The organism is Streptomyces cylindrosporus (assembly GCF_022698165.1).
GTDB lineage: Bacteria > Actinomycetota > Actinomycetes > Streptomycetales > Streptomycetaceae > Streptomyces > Streptomyces cylindrosporus.
The window spans coordinates 550,303-565,833 of sequence record NZ_JALDAY010000007.1; the positions used below are offsets into that span (position 1 = coordinate 550,303).

General features: G+C 72.6%; 14 protein-coding genes. 5 read left to right on the forward strand and 9 right to left on the reverse strand.

Annotation, left to right across the window (positions count from 1 at the left end; genetic code table 11):
* Positions 1 to 9 precede the first annotated feature (9 nt).
* The 4 genes from MQP27_RS25265 to MQP27_RS25280 all read right to left on the reverse strand — a co-directional run bounded on the left by MQP27_RS25265 (position 10) and on the right by MQP27_RS25280 (position 3,805).
* Complete coding sequence (locus tag MQP27_RS25265; RefSeq protein ID WP_242767712.1) at positions 10 to 1,347, reverse strand: gluconate:H+ symporter; 1,338 nt, start codon at positions 1,345 to 1,347, stop codon at positions 10 to 12.
* A gap of 149 nt (positions 1,348 to 1,496) precedes the next feature.
* Entirely contained in the window at positions 1,497 to 2,264 is a 768-nt protein-coding gene (locus MQP27_RS25270) for a sulfite exporter TauE/SafE family protein (protein ID WP_242767713.1), read from the reverse strand.
* A 111-nt stretch (positions 2,265 to 2,375) separates the two neighbouring features.
* On the reverse strand, positions 2,376 to 2,876 hold the full coding sequence (locus MQP27_RS25275; RefSeq protein WP_242767714.1) for a cysteine dioxygenase: 501 nt from the start codon (positions 2,874 to 2,876) through the stop codon (positions 2,376 to 2,378).
* A gap of 38 nt (positions 2,877 to 2,914) precedes the next feature.
* A complete protein-coding gene (locus MQP27_RS25280) occupies positions 2,915 to 3,805 on the reverse strand; it encodes an amidohydrolase family protein (protein ID WP_242767715.1) in 891 nt (296 codons plus the stop codon).
* A 151-nt stretch (positions 3,806 to 3,956) separates the two neighbouring features.
* On the opposite strand from MQP27_RS25280, the gene MQP27_RS25285 reads away from it, so the two are divergent.
* Entirely contained in the window at positions 3,957 to 4,961 is a 1,005-nt protein-coding gene (locus MQP27_RS25285) for a LacI family DNA-binding transcriptional regulator (RefSeq protein ID WP_242767716.1), read from the forward strand.
* A 46-nt stretch (positions 4,962 to 5,007) separates the two neighbouring features.
* On the opposite strand, the gene MQP27_RS25290 is transcribed toward MQP27_RS25285, so the two are convergent.
* Both MQP27_RS25290 and MQP27_RS25295 read right to left on the reverse strand, forming a co-directional pair.
* Positions 5,008 to 6,186 (reverse strand): FAD-dependent monooxygenase, encoded by a 1,179-nt coding sequence (locus MQP27_RS25290; RefSeq protein WP_242767717.1) that lies wholly within the window; start codon positions 6,184 to 6,186, stop codon positions 5,008 to 5,010.
* A 100-nt stretch (positions 6,187 to 6,286) separates the two neighbouring features.
* Positions 6,287 to 7,240, reverse strand: coding sequence for a LysR family transcriptional regulator (locus tag MQP27_RS25295; protein ID WP_242767718.1), 954 nt, complete (start codon positions 7,238 to 7,240; stop codon positions 6,287 to 6,289).
* 168 nt (positions 7,241 to 7,408) lie between these two features.
* On the opposite strand from MQP27_RS25295, the gene MQP27_RS25300 reads away from it, so the two are divergent.
* On the forward strand, positions 7,409 to 9,709 hold the full coding sequence (locus MQP27_RS25300) for an FdhF/YdeP family oxidoreductase (RefSeq protein ID WP_242767719.1): 2,301 nt from the start codon (positions 7,409 to 7,411) through the stop codon (positions 9,707 to 9,709).
* 4 nt (positions 9,710 to 9,713) lie between these two features.
* Here the strand turns inward: MQP27_RS25300 and MQP27_RS25305 are convergent, their stop codons facing one another.
* Together MQP27_RS25305 and MQP27_RS25310 are read right to left on the reverse strand one after the other, a co-directional pair.
* Positions 9,714 to 10,667: a hypothetical protein gene (locus tag MQP27_RS25305; RefSeq protein WP_242767720.1), complete on the reverse strand. Its 954-nt coding sequence runs from the start codon at positions 10,665 to 10,667 to the stop codon at positions 9,714 to 9,716.
* A 13-nt stretch (positions 10,668 to 10,680) separates the two neighbouring features.
* On the reverse strand, positions 10,681 to 12,153 hold the full coding sequence (locus MQP27_RS25310; RefSeq protein ID WP_242767721.1) for an FAD-binding protein: 1,473 nt from the start codon (positions 12,151 to 12,153) through the stop codon (positions 10,681 to 10,683).
* A gap of 185 nt (positions 12,154 to 12,338) precedes the next feature.
* On the opposite strand from MQP27_RS25310, the gene MQP27_RS25315 reads away from it, so the two are divergent.
* The 3 genes from MQP27_RS25315 (at position 12,339) to MQP27_RS25325 (ending at position 15,071) form a co-directional block, all read left to right on the forward strand.
* Positions 12,339 to 13,550, forward strand: a complete 1,212-nt coding sequence (locus MQP27_RS25315; RefSeq protein WP_242767722.1) for a glycosyltransferase — start codon at positions 12,339 to 12,341, stop codon at positions 13,548 to 13,550.
* A gap of 94 nt (positions 13,551 to 13,644) precedes the next feature.
* Positions 13,645 to 14,223 carry a carboxymuconolactone decarboxylase family protein gene (locus tag MQP27_RS25320; protein WP_242767723.1) on the forward strand — a complete coding sequence of 193 codons (579 nt, stop codon included), beginning with the start codon at positions 13,645 to 13,647 and terminating at the stop codon, positions 14,221 to 14,223.
* On the forward strand, positions 14,220 to 15,071 hold the full coding sequence (locus MQP27_RS25325) for an RNA polymerase sigma-70 factor (RefSeq protein WP_242767724.1): 852 nt from the start codon (positions 14,220 to 14,222) through the stop codon (positions 15,069 to 15,071). The genes MQP27_RS25320 and MQP27_RS25325 overlap by 4 nt, the downstream gene beginning before the upstream one ends.
* A gap of 17 nt (positions 15,072 to 15,088) precedes the next feature.
* On the opposite strand, the gene MQP27_RS25330 is transcribed toward MQP27_RS25325, so the two are convergent.
* On the reverse strand, positions 15,089 to 15,511 hold the full coding sequence (locus MQP27_RS25330) for an OsmC family protein (RefSeq protein ID WP_242767725.1): 423 nt from the start codon (positions 15,509 to 15,511) through the stop codon (positions 15,089 to 15,091).
* Positions 15,512 to 15,531: the final 20 nt, after the last annotated feature.

Sequence of the window (15,531 nt, forward strand, 5' to 3'; positions counted from 1 at the left end):
TCGAGGCGGTCAGACGTTCAGGGCGTCCAGTACCTGTTCCATGACCAGTACTCCGCCCAGGCCCAGGACGGCGAGGACGGTCGTGTAGGTCGTGCGGGCCTTGATGGCGTCGATGACCGAAAGGTTGAAGTACTCCTTGAACATCCAGAAGCCCGGGTCGTTCACATGGGAGAACGCGATGGAGCCGCAGGAGACCGCGAGCACCATCACCTCGGGGTGGACTCCGCTGCCGGCGAGCAGCGGGAGCGCGACGCCGGAGGCGGTGACGACGGCGACGGTCGCCGAGCCGAGGGCCACCCGCAGGATGGCCGCGATCAGCCAGGCCAGGATGATCGGCGAGACGGACCAGTGCTCGGTGGTGTCCTTGATGTAGTCGGAGATGCCGCCCTCGACGAGGACGTTCTTGAAGGCTCCGCCGGCGCCGATGACGAGCAGGATCATCGCCATCGCCTGGGCGGCCTCGCGGCACGACGTGGCCACCTCGGCGAGGCTGCGGCCGATGCGCGGGCCGAGCGCCCAGACGGCGAGAAGCAGGGTGAGCAGCAGGGCGATCGGGGCGGAGCCGATGAAGGCCACGAAGTGCAGGAACGGCGTGGACGAGGAGGTCGCCAGGTCGGTGACCGCCGCGCCCGCGATCAGCACCACGGGCAGCAGGGCGACGGCCAGGGACCAGCCCATGCCGGGCATCTCGTCGTCCTCGAAGACCCGCTCACCGACCAGGCCCTTGGGGATCTCGGGGTTCATCGCGCGCACGAAGGGCAGCCGGGGCCAGGTCAGGGCGATGAGCGCGCCGACCGGGACGGCGATGAACAGGCCGTAGAACAGGGTGAGTCCGGCGGAGGCGTGGAAGGTGGCGGCCACCGCGGTCGGGCCGGGGTGCGGCGGCAGGAAGCTGTGCATCGTGGACAGGGTGATGGACATGGGCAGGCCCACCCACAGCAGGTTGGAGCGGGTGACCCGGACCAGGGTGAACGCGACCGGCACGATGATGACGAAGGCCACCTCGTAGAACATGGTCACGCCGATCAGCATCGCGGTCAGCACCATCGCGACCTGCACCCGGCGCGGACCGCAGAGGTCGAGCAGCCGGGTGGCCATGCGCTGGGCGGCACCGGAGTCCGCCATCACCCGGCCGACCATGGCTCCGAGGCCGATGGTGAGCATCGTGTCGCCGATCTGGCCGCCGATGCCCTCGGCGAGGACGTCCGAGATCTTCTCCAGGGGTATGCCCCGGGCCAGGGCGACGCCCACGGCCACCAGCAGCAGGGCCGCGAAGCCGTTCAGCCGGAACTTCGTCATCAACAGGAGCAGGACCAGCACGCTGATCCCCACCACCACGAGCGGCATGTGTCAGTTCTCCTTTGAACTGCCGTTCACACTCTCGAATTACCGTCCCCGCATGAGGACGCCGTCTACATATGAGGACGGAGGCTAGGTTGATCGACACGGCCGGGTCAATGGGTGTGCGGCGGTCGGTCCGAAAGCGTTCGACGCGGTCAGCCGGCCCGCAGCCACAGCGAGACGGCCAGCCCCAGGCCGGCCAGCGCGATGGCGATCCGCAGCGGCTTCTCGGGCAGCCGCCGCACCAGGACGGGCCCCACCCGGCTGCCGACCAGGCATCCCACGCCGAGCGCCGCCGCGGCACGCCAGTCGACCGGGGCGAGGAAGGCGTACGCGATCGCGGCAGTGACGTTGGCCGCTCCGGTGGCGACGTTCTTCACGGCGTTGGTCACGCGCAAGGGCTCGTCGGCGGACAGGGACAGCACCGCGAGCATCAACACGCCCGCCGCGGCACCGAAGTAGCCGCCGTAGAGCCCCACCAGAAGAACCGCGCCGACCAGGGGGAGGGTCAGGCGTGGGCCCCGGTCGTCGCCCGGGGTCGGCCGCTCGGTCAGCCGCCGCAGCGGTTCACGTACGAGAATCAGCACCGAGCCCAGGGCGATCAGCCAGGGCACGACACGCTCGAACGTCGACGAGGGCGTGCCGAGCAGCAGGGCCGCGCCGATCGAACCGCCGACGGCGGCCAGGGCCGCCAGCCGGCCCAGGCGACGCCCCTGCCCTCTCAGCTCCTCGCGCGAACCGGCCGCGGTTCCGGCGGTGTTGGCGAACAGCGCCACGGTGTTCGTGACGTTGGCGGCCACCGGCGGCAGCCCCGCGGCGAGCAGCGCCGGATAGCTGAACAGCGAGGCCAGGCCGGCGATCGACCCCGCGAGCCCGGAGGCGACACCGGCCAGGACGAGCAGCGGCACGGACTCGCCTGCCACGCGGACCCCCTTCGTGCTGTGCACGGTTCTGTGCACGAAGGACCCATCCTGCACGGCGGGCGTCCCGCATGTAAGACGGTGTCTACATAGGGAGACAGGTGAGGGCAGTGGTCAGGCGGCCGGGCTGTCCAGTGGCCGCAGTTCGTCCGCGTACGAGACGGAGACACGGCGCATCAGCCCGTCCCCGGTGATGTCGTACTGGCCGAGCCGCCACAGCGGCGGCGAGTAGGCGTGGATGGAGACCGCGTCGTCGGTCGCGCCGGTGAGCCGGTGGATGTGGTCCGGGCCGAAGCAGAAGGACTCGCCGGTCTCGAAGGTGTGGGAGAGATGGGTGCCGCCGATGCGCAGGGCGGACTCGTTCAGCGCGCCCTGGACGACGGTGACGGCGCCGGCGGACAGGTCGTGGTCGTGCCAGCCGGTGTCGTTGCGCCGGGTCCAGCACAGCAGCCAGACGTCGACGTACTCGTCGCGGTACAGCGACGCGTAGTGCCGCTCCCGGTCGGAGAAGGCCACGTGTTCGCGCCAGGCCTCGGGACGGGCGGCGAGGTCGGCGACGAGCGCCTGGAGTTCACGCTTGTCGAGGGTGCGCTCGGGCAGAGACTCGTAGGTCATGGGTGGCTCCTTTCGGGACGGGGTCCGACGGGCACGGCTCAGGTACGGCCGTGGAGCAGTCGCGCCGGGTTGGCGGCGCGCAGGGCGTGCACGGCGGCGGGCGCGCCGAGGTCCGGGACGACGAGGGGCGCGTAGGGGCGGTCGCTGCCGCTGACGACCACGTCGATGCCGACGGCGCGGACGAGCGCGTCGACCGCCTTGGTGCCGTAGGAGGAGGTCTCGTAGAACACGTCGAAATCGATCTCGCCGCGTCCGCCGCCGCGGGCGGTGAGCCGCTCGCCGTGCAGCGGCGCGAGGCCGGCCAGGGCGGCGAAGCAGACGCGCAGCCGCGGGTGGCGGGGGCGGCCGTGGGCACGGAAGGCGAACCAGGACGCGTGCAGTTGTTGCAGGTACGGGACCAGGGCGGGCCACCACGGCGGGGCGCCCGGGGCGGCCGGCGCCGGCCCCGGGTGGACGAAGAGGGGTTTGTCGTGGCGGGTGAGGACGTCGAGGAGGGGTGCGCAGCGCTCCCATCCTTCGGCGTCCACGACGGCGGTGGCGGGGAGTTGGAGGCCGACGCAGCCGCGGCCGAGCTCACGGTCGACGGCCTCGGGGTCCGGTGCGGAGAGGCAGGGCGCGGCCCAGACACCGAACGGCGCCGGGAGGGCGAGGGCGCCGTCGTGGAAGGCGGCGAGGAGCGGGGCGGCCTCGGCGGGCGGTAGGTACTCGATGCCGAGGGGGCTGGAGAGCGAGACCAGGGCGAGGCCGAGTCCGTCGGCGGCGGCGAGCCGGGCGCGGGCGGCGGGGTCGTGGTCGGCCGGGTCGACGTCGTAGGGCGGTTCGCCGTCCAGGTGCAGGGTCCAGCCGTCCAGGTACGGCGGTGTCGTGCGGGAGCGCAGCAGCTCGGTGAAGGCGGGCGGCCAGATGTGCTGGTGGACGTCGGTGAGCACGCGGGCGTTCCTCTGACAGGTTAAGCGGTTCACTTATGCGGTTAACTTAAGCGCTTAACAAGCAGCGGTGTCAAGACCGGCCCCACGGGACACGGGGGTGTCGGCGGGCCGTGCGCCCCCGGCTCGCCGCCGTCCCGGTAGGCTGCCCGGCATGGCCAGGCCCAACAAGCGCACCACCCTTCGGGAGGTGGCCGAGGCCACGGGCCTCTCCACCGCGGCGGTGTCGTACGCCCTGCGCGGCAAACACGTCTCGAAGGAGACCGAGGAGCGCGTGCGCAAGGCCGCGGCCGAACTCGGCTACGAGGCCGATCCGATCGCCCGCGCCCTCGCCAGCGGCCGCACCAGCATGGTCGGGGTCCTCGCGGGCGACCTCCAGGACCTGTGGCAGCAGCAGCTGATGGCGGCCATCGGCCGGGAGCTGCTGGCCGGCGACCGCTACGCGCTGATCCTGGACGCGGGCGGCGATCCCGACCGCGAGCTGGCCCTCGCCAAGCAGCTGCGCGACCAGCGGGTGGACGCGCTGCTGGTGTCCCCGGTGAACCCGTCGGCCGAGGGCTGGGCGGCGATCGCCGAGGCGCTGCCGGTGGTGGCCGTCGGCGACTCGCTGAGCCGGGCCCGCACGGCCGGGCAGGTCATCTTCGACAACCGGGCCGGCATCGACGCCGTACTGGAGTATCTGCACGCGCTCGGACACCGCCGGGTGACCGTGCTGACGCCGACGCGGCCGAGCACTCCGGACCGGCCGGCCGACGTGTACGTCCGCGAGGCGGCCGACCGGCTCGGGCTGCTGGCCGAACTTGTGCCGTGTCCGCAGGAGTTGGGCGAGGCGACGGCGGTGGCGCGGCGGGTGCTGGACGGGGCGCGTTCGGCGACGGCCGTGTTCTGCTTCTCGGACTCCCTCGCCTACGGGGTGTACGCGGCCGCGGCGGAGGCCTCGCTGACGGTGGGCCGGGACGTGTCGGTGGTCGGCTTCGACGACCACCCGGTGTCGAGGGTCCTCACGCCGCCGCTGACCACGGTGGACTGGGGGCTGAGCGAGATCGCGGCGGAGGCGGCGAGGTTGACGGTCGCGGCGATCGAGGGGAAACGGGTGCGGAAGAAGCGGGTGCTGTGTGCGCCGCGGATGAGTGAGCGGGGGTCCGCGGTGCGGGTGTGAAGCAGGGCGGGGTCGGCTGTACGGGTGTGAGGGGCGTCGGCGCCGTCTACGGCTTCTTCTCGTCCAGCACGTCGACCGCCCACTCCGTGGCCACCGGCCAGAACCTGTGCTCGGCCGCGTGCGCCGCCATCCGTGCGTTGCGGGCCCGGGCCTCCGGGCCGTCCGGCAGGTGGAACTCCTCGCCCGCCCGCACGGAGCGGGCCTGCATGCCGGTGGCGGCACCAAGTCGCCGGCGTACATAGCGTTCCAGCGCCTCGGGTACGGCGTCCGGTGTCACGTCGGTGAGGCAGTCGCCGAGCACCGCCGCGTCCAGGATCGCCTGGGCCGCGCCCTGCGCCTGGAACGGGACCATCGCGTGGGCGCTGTCGCCGAGCAGCGTCACGCGGCCGGTGTTCCAGCGGGCGAGCGGGGCGCGGGTGTGGATGCCGTAGCTGAAGACCTGGCCGGCGCGTTCCAGGACGGTCAGCACGAGGGCGGCCCAGCCCTCGAACTCGCGCAGCGGCTCCCCCGGTTCGGCCCGCGCGGTCCACGACTCCCGCATCGGCGCCCGGGTGCTGAACACCGCGACGACGTTGAGCAGTTCGCCCCGGCGCACCCAGTAGTGGACGAAGTGCCGGCCCGGTCCGAGCCAGATGCCGGTGTCGGGGAGGTCCAGGTCGGCGACCTCTTCGGCCGGGAGCAGTGCCCGGTACGCGGCGGTCTTCGAGAAGATCGCCGCGTCCGCGCCGAAGAGCCACTGGCGGGCGGCGGAGCGTATCCCGTCCGCGGCCACCACCAGGTCCGCGCCCAGCCGTTCGCCGTTCGCCGTCGTCACCCAGGCGGACGCGTCGTCCTGCCCGATGCCCACGACCTGCGTGTCCAGACGGACGGCCGCGGACGGCACCGCGGCGGCCAACGCCGCCTGCAGATCGGCACGGTGGACCTGGAGATACGGCGCCCCGAAGGCCTCCTCGGCCTCCCGCCCGAGCGCGTAGTGGCAGATCTCGGTCCCGTCGGACCAGGTGCGGAAGCTGATGCCGGCCGGCCGGGTGGACTGGGCGGCCACCGCGTCGAGCCGGTCGAGGCGGCGCAGTTCGCGCGTGGCGTTGGGCGCGAGCTGGATCCCGGCGCCGGTCTCGGTGAGCCTCGGGGTCTGTTCGACCAGGGTGACCTCGTGCCCGGCCCGGCGCAGGCTCAGCGTCGCGGCCAGTCCCCCGATACCCGCCCCCACGACGATCGCCCGCATGCACGGCCCCCATTCGTCCACGCGCGAGGCTAGCGAAGACGATTACGGGACTCCACAGGGTATTCGGGACACGAACTTGGTATTCGGGACACGATGAGCGCTACCGCCGTGCCCCGAGCGCCGTGGCGTCCCCCGGCGCCTGATGGGGCAGCCGCTCCAGCGTCGCGGCGATGCCCGCCCGGTCGACGACGTCGATCAGGGCCTGGCCGATGACGGGCACCGGCTCACGGGCCGGGAGGACCAGGCCGATGCGTTCCGTGCGGACCGGGCGGACCAGCGGGACGGCGTGCATGCCCGCGGGGACACCGAAGACGTGCAGCCAGGCGTACGGCACGACGCTCGCCCACTGGCCGGCCCTGACCTGCGCGAACAGGGAGGCGATCGAGTCGGTCTCCACGCGCGGGGTCACCGAGACGCCGACGGCCTCGAACACCGCGTCGAGCACCTGGCGGCCCTGCATCATCGGGTGCAGCAGGCACAGGGGGTACTGGGCCGCGTCCTCCCAGGAGATCTCGGCGGGACCGGCGTCGGGGGCGGACCGCTGGGTCAGCAGGACATAGCGCTCCTGGTACAGCGGCACGAACCTGAAGTCGTGCGCCGCGACGGAACTGTGGTAGGTGACGGCGGCGTCGAGTTCGTACGTCCGGAGCCTGCCCACGATGTCCTCGGCCCGCAGGTCGGCGAAGACCTGGACGGTGGCCAGCGGGTTGGCGGCGCAGAAGGGCTGGGTGAGGAGGGCGACCGCGGTGGAGGCGGTGGGGACGGTGCCGATGCGCAGGCGGCCGGTCAGGCCTGCCCGCAGTGCCTGGATCTCGCTCTCCATCGCGTCCCGGTCGGCGAGGATGCGCTGCGCCCAGACGACGACCCGCTCGCCCTCCGGGGTCAGTCCGTCGAACCTGCGGCCCCGCTGGACCAGCGGGATGCCCAGCTCCTCCTCCAGCTTGCGGATGCCCTCGGACAGGGCCGGCTGGGAGACGTAGCAGGCCTGCGCCGCCTTCGCGAAGTGGCGGGCGCGGGCGAGGGCGACGAGGTACTCGAGTTGGCGCAGCAGCACGCCTCCATGATCCCCCGGATCGGGACGCCCGGCACCGACGGCCCGCCCCCGCTGTCCGGCGCTGATCGGCGTTGCTTCTCAAACGATCGGAAACTCCGCTTTGACCTGCCCCGACGCACTGCCGAAGAGTGGGCCTGTTCAGAGCTGACGGAGAGGGCGGGGCACTCGATGCGGGACCTGGAAGAACCGGACGAGGCCGAGTTGTCCGTGACGGCGCCCAGGACATGGGCCACCGGCGCCCCCGCGGTCGTGCACGCGCTCCGGTACGCGCTCGGGCAGACCTCCCCGAAGCGCACCGCCCTGACGCTGCTCAACATCAACCAGACCAAGGGCTTCGACTGCCCCGGGTGTGCCTGGCCGGAGCCCGCGCCGGGCAAGCGGCACCGCAACGAGTACTGCGAGAACGGCGCCAAGCACATCGCCGACGAGGCCACCTCCCGGCGGGTGACCGCCGACTTCTTCCGCCGTCACTCGGTCGACGAGCTGAACCGCAGGTCGGACTACTGGCTCAACCAGCAGGGCCGGCTGACCGAGCCGATGGTGCTGCGCGAGGGCGCCGAGTACTACGAGCCGATCGGCTGGGACGAGGCCCTGGACCTGCTGGCCGAGGAGCTGCGTGCCCTCGACCACCCGGACGAGGCGCTGTTCTACACCTCCGGGCGGCTGGCGAACGAACCCGCCTTCCTGCTCCAGCTGTTCGCGCGGGCCTTCGGCACCAACAACCTGCCGGACTGCTCCAACATGTGCCACGAGTCCAGCGGTTCGGCCCTCAACGAGACCCTGGGCATCGGCAAGGGCAGTGTCTCCCTCGACGACCTCCACGACTCGGACCTGGTCTTCGTCGTGGGCCAGAACCCCGGCACCAACCACCCGCGCATGCTCTCCGCGCTGGAGGAGACCAAGCGCCGCGGCGGCCAGGTGATCGCCGTCAACCCGCTCCCCGAGGCGGGGCTGCTGCGCTTCAAGCATCCGCAGAAGGCCCGCGGGATCGTCGGCCGCGGCACCGAGATCGCCGACCAGTTCCTGCAGATCCGCCCCGGCGGCGACCTCGCCCTGTTCCAGGCGCTGAACCTGCTGCTGTTGGAGGCGGAGGACAGGGAGCCGGGCACCGTCCTGGACCGGGAGTTCATCGAGGCGCACACGACGGGTTACGAGGCCTTCGCCGAGCACATCCGCAAGACGTCCTGGGACGAGGTCCTGGAGGCCACCGGGCTGAGCCGGGACGAGATCGAGCGGGTGCACGCGCGCGTGCTGGCCAGCCGCAGCGTCATCGTCTGCTGGGCGATGGGCCTGACCCAGCACAAGCACGGCGTCCCCACGATCAGGGAGGTCGTCAACTTCCTTCTGCTGCGCGGGAACATCGGCCGTCCGGGCGCGGGCGTCTGCCCGGTGCGGGGGCACAGCAACGTGCAGGGCGACCGCACGATGGGCGTCTGGGAGCGCATGCCGCAGGCGTTCCTGGACCGGCTGGGCGACGAGTTCGGCTTCACCGCGCCGACCGCCCACGGCCTGGACTCGGTCGACTCGATCCGCGCCATGCGCGACGGGCGCGCCAAGGTCTTCGTCGGCGTCGCGGGCAACTTCGTACGGGCCACCCCGGACAGCGACGTCACCGAGCGCGCCCTGCGCAACTGCCGTCTGACGGTGCACATCTCGACCAAGCTGAACCGCTCGCACGCCGTGTGCGGCCGCAGGGCGCTGATCCTGCCGACGCTCGGCCGCAGCGACCGTGACGTGCAGGCGGGCGGCGAGCAGTTCATGACGGTCGAGGACTCGATGAGCGAGGTCCACGCCACCCGCGGCCGCCTGGCCCCGGCCTCCGAGCACCTGCTGAGTGAGGTTTCCATCATCAGCCGCCTGGCCCGCAAGGTGCTGGGCCCTCAACCCGCCATCCCCTGGGCGGAGTTCGAGGCCGACTACGACCGCGTCCGCGACCGGATCGCCCGGGTCGTCGACGGCTTCCAGGACTTCAACGAGCGGGTCCGCCGGCCCGGCGGCTTCCGCCTCCCCAACCCGGTCAACAGCAAGGTGTTCCGCACGCCGTCCGGCAAGGCGGTCTTCACCGCCAACGACTTCACGCTGCTCCAGGCGCCCAAGGGCCACCTGATCCTGCAGACTCTGCGCTCGCACGACCAGTGGAACACCGTCCCGTACGCGATGGACGACCGCTACCGGGGCATCGAGGGAGGCCGCCGCGTCGTCCTCGTCAACCGGGCCGACCTCGACGAACTCGGCCTGGAGGACGGCGAGATGGTCGACCTCGTCAGCATCTGGACCGACGGCACCGAGCGCCGCGCCGACGACTTCCGCCTCGTCGCCTACCCGACGCCCCGGGGCTCGGCCGCCGCCTACTACCCGGAGACCAACGTCCTGGTCCCGCTCGACAGCGTCGCCGACATCAGTAACACACCGACGTCGAAGAGCGTGATCGTCCGCCTGGAGCGGCCGAGCGACCGCACTACGACGTGACTCGTCACCGCTTGAGGACGTCGCGGGCCTTCTCGGCGGCGTCCTCGTTCCAGCGCCGCTCCTTCTCCAGCTTCGAGCGGTTCGCGGCGATGAGCTGGTTCTGGACGCGTACGTCGATGGCGTGCACGGTGCGCACGTAACCGGTCTGCCGCTTGCAGCGGGCGTCGGCGGTGGCGGTCCTCTTCTCCAGCGCGGACGGCTTCGTCGGGTCGTACGGCGCTCCGGTCAACGAGTCCTCCAGCTCCTGGTGTCGGCGGTCCTCGCCGAGTTCCGCGTCGCCAGGGGTGTCGTACCGATAGCCCGCCTTCCGCATGCAGGCCGACCACTTCCTGTCCGCCTGTTTCCAGACGGGGTCCCGCTTGCCCTGCTTCAGGCTCCGGGACTCCAGGTCCAGGATCGGGTCCTTGCGGTCCTGCGGGTCCTCGCCGTAGATCGCGCGGGCCGCCTCGCCGAGACAGCCGCGTTTCGGAATGCCGTGCCCGTGCACGGTCCTCGGGTCGTCGTCACGGACGAACTGCCCGGTGAGCGCGAGATATTCGGACAGGGTCCACTTCTTCTCGGGGTAGCGGCGCTCGTAGGCGGCCTGCGCCGCGTGATAGCCGTATCGCGCGGCCTCGCCGGGGTCGTCGATGCCGTAGCGGTAGTCGTCTCCGGCATACAGCACCGACGTCACCACCCCGGTGTCGGCGGGGCGTTCGGGCCAGGCCGGCACCGGGTCGACGTCGAGCTTCTTCAGGTCGTCGAGCCCGAGGCGGACCATGCACTCCTTGGCGAGCGTCCATCGGGCCTCGCCCGCGACACGGCTGTCCGCTTCGGACATGTCGTACGCGGCCAGCGGCAGGAACCTCGGGTCGTCCGAGGAGAGGGGGCTCGGGTCGGCGGTGGGCGGGTCGTCCTGCTGTCCGCAGCCCGCGAGGACGAGGACACCGGTGGCGATCAGCAAGGCGGTTCTTCGCATCGGGCGGCCCGCCTCAGAAGATGCCCTGGCCGGGGACCAGGATCCGTCGGGGGTCGTACGTCCGTTTCGCCGCCTCCAGCCGCGGCCACTCGGCGCCGAAGTGGGCGCGCCAGTCGGCGTGGGTGAAGGGGATGCTGCCGACCGGGTACTGGGTTCCGCCGGTCGCCGCGGCCGCGTCGTAGGCCTCGCGGTTGGCCGTCAGGAGACGGTCGACCGTGGCCGTGTCCTCGGGCGGGGTCGTGCGCAGGACGGCGAAGAGGTAGGGGACGGGGTCGTCGGGGGCGCTGAAGAGCGGTGTGGTGAGGCGCTCGCGCAGGATCGGGTAGACGAGGACGACGCCGGGGCCCAGGTCGGCCGGGGTGAGATCGGCCAGCATGCGGGCCGTGAGGGCGGCGGCAGAGTCGCCGGGGAGCAGCAGGTTGAGCCACGGATGGGCGTACGTCCAGAGACCGGCCTCCTTCAACTCGGCGACCGTGGGCGCCAGTCGGTCCAGGAAGTCGTAGTAGGCGAGGTCGGTCTTCTCGACGCCCGAGGGGTCGTGGCGCAGGCCGCGCAGCAGGAGCGTGTCGTCCGGGGCGGGGCCGGCCGGCGGGCCGTAGGCCACCGCCTCCAGGGTGAAGACGCGGAACGCTCCGCCGGGGTCCGCCGAGACCAGGCCCTCGACATAGTCGAAGCGGCCCTCCTCGACCAGGGTGCGCTGGTCGGCGAGGAAGGTCTCCAGGTCGTCGTAGGGCAGGAGGTAGTGGCGTACGGTCTCCGGCGCGCGCACCAGGCGGACGGTGGCGGCGACGACGATCGCGCACTGGCCGAGACCGGCCGACACGGCGTGGAAGAGGTCGGGGTGCCGGGACGGGGAGCAGCGGACGAACTCGCCTGCTCCGGTGACGACCTGGAGTTCGGTGACGTTGTCGACCTGGGCGCCGTGCCGGTGGGTCTGGCCGCCGAGGCCGCCGACGGACAGGGTGCCGCCGACGGAGAGTTCGAGGTAGTCGGTGAACACGGGCGGGGTGCGGCCGTGGGCGAGCGCGGCCTTGGCCACCTCGCTCCACCGGGCGCCCGCCCCGACGGTGACGGTGGTGGCGTCCGGGGCCACGGGGCCGATGTCGGCCAGGGTGGCTGTCTCGATGACGAGGCCGCCCTGGACCTGTGCCTGGCCGGAGGTGGCGTGTCCCTGGCCGCGCGGCGCGACCCGCACCCGGTGCTCGTTGCAGAACCGGACCATGACGACGACGTCCCGCACCGATCCGGGGCGCAGCACGGCGACGGGGCGCCGGTGCACGATGTGGCCGTAGTCCTCGGCGGCGGCCGTGAGCGACGGGTCGTCCATGACGAGCGTGCCGTCCAGCCGGGGAATCCGCGCGAGGTCCGGGCCGCTTCCGGTGCCGGACGCGGCCCAGCCGCGGGCAGCGGGGTCGAAGCCGGTCACGGCCGCTCCGGTGACGGTGAGTCCGCGCAGGACGGTACGTCGTGACGGGGTGCGGGGCATGCGGGCGTCCACCTCACAAAGTGCCTGGAATGACCAAGTTCAGGCGACTGTAAGGGAGTTGCACTCCGCGGAGCCGCTGCTTCCCACCCTCAACGTATAGCTCACCGGGGGGCTTGCCACAAGGCCCGGGTGGTGCCGCAGAATCACCCGCCGAGGCCGTCACCTGGGGAAACGGGAGTCACTTGATGCGTGTGCTGTTGTCGACGTACGGGTCGCGCGGGGACGTCGAGCCGATGGTGGGACTCGCCGTCCGGCTGCGGGAGCTGGGCGCCGAGGTGCGGGTGTGCGCGCCGCCGGACGACGACTTCGCGCGGCTGCTCGCCGGGGTCGGTGTGCCGCTGGTGCCGGTCGGCCCGTCGGCCCGCGCGCTCACGAAGGCGGCGCTGCCGGCGTCCTCGTTGCCGCAGCGCGCGGCCCAGCTGATCGCCGGTCACCTGGAAGTCGTCACCCCGGCGGCCGAGGGGTGCGACGTTCTGGTGGCGGCTGCGGGCCTGTTGCCGGCCGCGGCGGGTGCGCTGTCGGTGGCCGAGAAGCTGGGCATCCCCGCCGTGTCGGTCGCCTTCCAGCAGGTCACCCTGCCGTCGCCGCGGCGCAGGCCGCTGGAGTATCCGGGCCGGCCGCTGCCCGCCGAGGAGACCGACAACCAGGTGCTGTGGGACTTGGACGCGCGGAACATCGACGCGCTGTTCGGCGAGGCGCTCAACGCCAACCGTGCGTCGGTCGGCCTGCCCCCGGTGGCGGGCGTCCGCGACTACGTGATCGGCGGCCGGCCGTGGCTGGCGACCGATCCGGTGCTGGACCCGTGGCTGGGGACGCCGGGCCTGGACGTCGTACAGACAGGGGCGTGGATCCGGCTGGACGAACGCCCCCTGCCGGACGACCTGTCCGCCTTTCTGGAGGCCGGTGAGCCGCCGGTGTACGTGGGCTTCGGCAGCATGCCGCTGCACGAGTCGCGGGACGCGGGCCGGGTGGCCGTCGAGGCGGTCCGCGCGCACGGGCGCCGGGTGCTGGTCGCGCGTGGCTGGGCCGACCTGGACCTGATCGACGACCGGGGCGACTGCTTCGCCGTCGGCGAGGCCAACCACCAGGCCCTGTTCCGGCGGGTGGCCGCGGTCGTGCACCACGGCGGCGCGGGCACCACGACGACGGCGGCCCGGGCGGGTACGCCCCAGGTGGTGGTGCCGCAGCTGGCGGACCAGCCGTACTGGGCGGGCCGGGTGGCCGACCTGGGCATCGGCGCGGCCCACGACGGCCCGACCCCCACCGTCGACTCCCTGTCGGCGGCGCTGGACACGGCCCTGGCCCCCGAGACCGGCGTCCGGGCGAAGGCCGTGGCCGACACCGTGCGCGGCGACGGGGCGTGGGTGGCGGCGAAGCTGCTGCTCGACCGGGCGTAGCGCCCCTCTGTCACACACGCGCGTCCGCCGGTGTCTTCATGCCGGACGGCCGGACAGGCCGACGTACGAACACTCCATGGGCGAGGAGATCACCATGACACTGCGCGTTCCCAAGGCCGAGCTCGACGCCGAGCTCCGTGACAACCTGATCCGGCAGCTCGGCGCGGTGCCCGAGCCCGTCGAAGTGCTGTGGAACCATCCCGAACTCGCCCTGGCCAACCAGGAGTTCTCGGCGAGGGTGGGGCAGTGGGACAAGGCGGACGCGGGGCTGAAGACGTTCGCGCACATGGCCGTCGCCGCTCGGGTCGGCTGCGGCTGGTGCCTGGACGTCAACTACTTCCTCGCCCTCAACCAGAACCTGGACCCGGCGAAGGCGAGCCAGGTGCCGCGGTGGCGGGAGTCGGAGGTGTTCACGCCGCTGGAGCGGGACGTCCTGGAGTACGCGGAGGCGATGACGGACACGCCGACGACCGTCACCGACGAGCTGTCGCGGCGGCTCCTCGACGCGCTCGGCCCGGCCGCGATGGTCGAGCTGACCGTGCACATCGGCTTCGCCAACTTCGCGGCCAGGTGCAACACCGCGCAGGGCATCACCTCGCAGGGCTACTCCGACGCCTGCGAGATCCCCCTCACAGCGCGCCCCGAGCCGTCCGGCGCGGCGTCGACGGCATGAGCGAGGACCCCTTCGTCGCCCACCGCGGCCTGCTGTTCACGGTCGCCTACGAGATGCTCGGCTCGGCGGCCGACGCGGAGGACGTGCTCCAGGAGTCCTGGCTGCGGTGGGCCGGCGTCGACCGGACCCGGGTGCGCGACCCGCGCGGCTACCTCGTCCGCACCGTCACCCGGCAGGCCCTCAACCGGCTGCGCACGATGGCGCGCCGCCGCGAGGAGTACGTCGGCGAATGGCTGCCGGAACCCCTGCTGACCAGCCCCGACGTCGCCGAGGACGTCGAGCTCGCGGAGAGCGTCTCGTTCGCGATGCTGACGGTGCTGGAGACCCTCGGGCCGACCGAGCGTGCGGTGTTCGTGCTGCGTGAGGTCTTCGACGTGCCGTACGAGGAGATCGCCGAGGCGGTCGGGAAGTCGGCAGCGGCGGTGCGGCAGATCGCGCGGCGGGCCCGCGAGCACGTGGCGGCCCGGCGGCCCCGGGTGGCGGTGAGCCGGGCGGAGCAGCAGGCCGTGGTGGAGCGGTTCCTGGCCGCGCTGCGCACCGGCCGGCTCCAGGAGCTGCTGGACGTGCTGGCGCCGGACGTGGTCCTGATCGCCGACGGCGGCGGGCTCGCGGGCGCCGCGCCGGCCCCGGTGCACGGGGCGGACGTGGTCGCGGCGCTGCTCGCCCGGCCGGACCGGCTGGTGTCCCCCGTGTGGCTCAACGGCGCGCTCGCGGGCCGCATCGAGCTGAACGGGCAGGTCGCCGCGGTGAGCGTGGTGGTGGCGGACGGGAAGGTCACCCGGATCCACGCGGTGGCCAACCCGCGGAAGCTGACGCGGCTCGACGAGCCGGCTCAACTCGCCCGGTAGGCAGGGCCGTTCGGGTGTCAGGCCACCGTCACGGTGACCGGCGTACCCGCCTCGACCGTGCGGCTGACGGTGCAGAGGCGGTCGTGGGAGGTCTTCACCGCCCGGGGCAGGATCGCGCGGGCGCGGTCCCCCTCGGCGCCGTCCGGGAAGGCGACGGTGAAGGTGACGGCGAGGTCGGTCATACGGTTGCCGGCCTCGTCGGCGACCTTGTTGCCGGTCACCGTGACGGTGAACTCCGTGGGCTCCACGTGCCGCGCGGTGGCGACGTCCACGTCGGCCGCGGAGCAGCCGCCGAGCGCGGCGAGCAGCAGCTCGACCGGCGTGAAGTCGCTCCCCTCGCCGGTGCCGAATTCGATCGTGCCGCCGCGGGCGTTCTCCGCGGTGAAGTGGCCGGTGGCGGTCCGCCGGACGGTGACCGAGCGCAGCGTGTCGTCTGTCATGCCACGAGCCTATTACGGCA

What these genes read in the sequence shown, in the direction of transcription:
- MQP27_RS25330 (WP_242767725.1), bottom strand. Translation starts at nt 15,511, where the DNA reads ATGACAGACGACACGCTGCGCTCGGTCACCGTCCGGCGGACCGCCACC.
- MQP27_RS25325 (WP_242767724.1), top strand. Translation starts at nt 14,220, where the DNA reads ATGAGCGAGGACCCCTTCGTCGCCCACCGCGGCCTGCTGTTCACGGTC.
- MQP27_RS25305 (WP_242767720.1), bottom strand. Translation starts at nt 10,667, where the DNA reads ATGCGAAGAACCGCCTTGCTGATCGCCACCGGTGTCCTCGTCCTCGCG.
- MQP27_RS25290 (WP_242767717.1), bottom strand. Translation starts at nt 6,186, where the DNA reads ATGCGGGCGATCGTCGTGGGGGCGGGTATCGGGGGACTGGCCGCGACG.
- MQP27_RS25275 (WP_242767714.1), bottom strand. Translation starts at nt 2,876, where the DNA reads ATGACCTACGAGTCTCTGCCCGAGCGCACCCTCGACAAGCGTGAACTC.
- MQP27_RS25285 (WP_242767716.1), top strand. Translation starts at nt 3,957, where the DNA reads ATGGCCAGGCCCAACAAGCGCACCACCCTTCGGGAGGTGGCCGAGGCC.
- MQP27_RS25320 (WP_242767723.1), top strand. Translation starts at nt 13,645, where the DNA reads ATGACACTGCGCGTTCCCAAGGCCGAGCTCGACGCCGAGCTCCGTGAC.
- MQP27_RS25300 (WP_242767719.1), top strand. Translation starts at nt 7,409, where the DNA reads ATGCGGGACCTGGAAGAACCGGACGAGGCCGAGTTGTCCGTGACGGCG.
- MQP27_RS25265 (WP_242767712.1), bottom strand. Translation starts at nt 1,347, where the DNA reads ATGCCGCTCGTGGTGGTGGGGATCAGCGTGCTGGTCCTGCTCCTGTTG.
- MQP27_RS25315 (WP_242767722.1), top strand. Translation starts at nt 12,339, where the DNA reads ATGCGTGTGCTGTTGTCGACGTACGGGTCGCGCGGGGACGTCGAGCCG.
- MQP27_RS25310 (WP_242767721.1), bottom strand. Translation starts at nt 12,153, where the DNA reads ATGCCCCGCACCCCGTCACGACGTACCGTCCTGCGCGGACTCACCGTC.